1 protein-coding gene and 1 pseudogene are annotated in these 1,903 nt (G+C 68.8%); one reads left to right on the top strand and one right to left on the bottom strand.

Features of this window, described 5'->3' with window-relative positions; translation table 11 throughout:
* Window positions 1-890, bottom strand: a pseudogene (locus JNN06_RS04295) (PAS domain-containing sensor histidine kinase); the annotation flags it as partial.
* A 200-nt stretch (window positions 891-1,090) separates the two neighbouring features.
* Between JNN06_RS04295 and JNN06_RS04290 the strand changes: the two are divergent.
* A partial coding sequence (locus tag JNN06_RS04290) for a DctP family TRAP transporter solute-binding subunit (protein ID WP_291238359.1) occupies window positions 1,091-1,903 on the top strand: 813 nt, incomplete at its 3' end.

Raw genomic sequence — 1,903 nt, 5'->3', positions numbered from 1 at the left:
CGGCGAAAGGCCATTTCGGCGCGCAGGCGATCTTCGGCGCGGCGGCGATGCAGGGCATTGCGATGCAGCACCACCAGCGCCAGCACGGCAAAGGCGGCGAGCCCCAGAATGGCGGCCAGAATGGCCGTGCTGCCGAAGGTGGCGGGGCGGTCATAGGCGGTGATCTGCAAGACGGTGCCCGCCAGCGGCGGGTCAAAGCTGATGGCATGTTGCGGCGCGCCGGGGGCGGCGGGGCGGCGGGCACGTTCGGCCAATGGGCGGGCGGCCAGCGCGCTTTCGCTCAGGCTCCGGCCCTCATGCGCCGCGCCGGGCTGGCCTGCGGCGGGCAGAAGGCGGACGCCATATTGCTCGGCGATCCACCACGGGATGTGGCGATCAAACATCACCGGCAGCGAGACCCCGGCCAGCACCACCCCGCCCGCCGCACCCGGCAGCCGGAGGCCCATCGGCGCCACACCGGCCTCCACCGGGCCAAAGACCGGGCGCGCGGTCTGGGCGGGCGCGGCCAGCAGGCGGCGCATCAGCTGCGCCTCGGCGGCGCCGCCCGCGCCTTCCGGCACGGCGGCGACAAGCTGGCCCTTGGCATCATACCAGCGCAGGAACAGCATTTCGGGGTTGGCGGCGATATGCACCCGGGCGCGGGCTTGCAGATCGGCGGCGGCGGCGCCACCGGCGGCATCCAGCGCGAGGCGGGCCAGCATGTCCTCGTTCACCGACATCTGGAAGCGCAGGGTCTGTTCAACCCAAAGCGCGTCGGTGGCCAGCTTGGTGCGGGCGCGTTCGGCATCGGCCTGCCCCAGAATCCACACCAGCGCCGTGACCAGCCCGACCAGCGCGACAATCGCCACCAGCGGCACCAGCGACAGCACGTCAAGACGGCGGGACACCATCAGGTTCCCGCTGCCCCATGCCTCGGGGTCGGCCCGGCGCGGCAAGGGCGCGGGCGGCTGAAGCGTCTGGTGTTCCGTGCCGGTTCCTCCCCGCAACCTGGCCCGCACTTTGGCGACACGCAGAGTTTTGTGGCACCGCGCCATGGTCTTGTCCATTGTGGAATGCCACAATAGCCCGTGAGGGGCGGGAGGATATGGGCATGCGGAAGGGGTTCTGGCTTTCGGTGGTGGCGGCGGTGATGGCGGCGGCGCCCGCCGCAGCGCAACAGCCGATTGTGCTGAAATTCAGTCATGTCGTGGCGCCGGATACCCCCAAGGGCAAGGCCGCCGCCCGGTTCGAGGCGCTGGCCGAAGCCTATACCGGCGGCGCGGTGGATGTGCAGGTCTATCCCGACAGCCAGCTTTACAAGGACAAGGAGGAGATGGAGGCGCTGCAACTGGGCGCGGTGCAGATGCTGGCGCCCAGCCTTGCCAAATTCGCGCCGCTGGGGGTGCAGGAATTCGAGGTCTTCGATCTGCCCTTCATCTTTCCCTCCTATGAGGCGCTGCACAATGTGACCAATGGCCCGGCGGGGCGGGCGCTGCTGGACAAGCTGGAAGACAAGGGGATCATCGGGCTGGCCTATTGGGATAACGGGTTCAAGATCATGTCGGCCAATCGCCCGCTGCACCTGCCGCAGGATTTTCGCGGGCTGAAGATGCGGGTGCAGGCCTCGCAGGTGCTGGAGGCGCAGATGGCGGCGCTTGGCGCGGTGCCGCAGGTCATGGCCTTCAGCGAGGTGCATCGCGCCTTGCAGGCCGGGGTGGTGGATGGCACCGAGAACCCGCCCTCCAACATGCTGACCCAAAGGATGCACGAGGTGCAGGCCCATGCCACCCTCTCGAACCACGGCTATCTGGGCTATGCGGTGATCGTGAACCGGCAGTTCTGGGAAAGCCTGCCGGAGGATCTGCGCGACGCGCTGGAACAGGCGATGGAGGAAGCCACCGCAGATGGCAATTCCACCGCCAAG

Source organism: Gemmobacter sp. (assembly GCF_016792925.1).
Classification (GTDB): domain Bacteria; phylum Pseudomonadota; class Alphaproteobacteria; order Rhodobacterales; family Rhodobacteraceae; genus Gemmobacter.
This window is presented reverse-complemented; position numbering and strand designations above follow the sequence as displayed.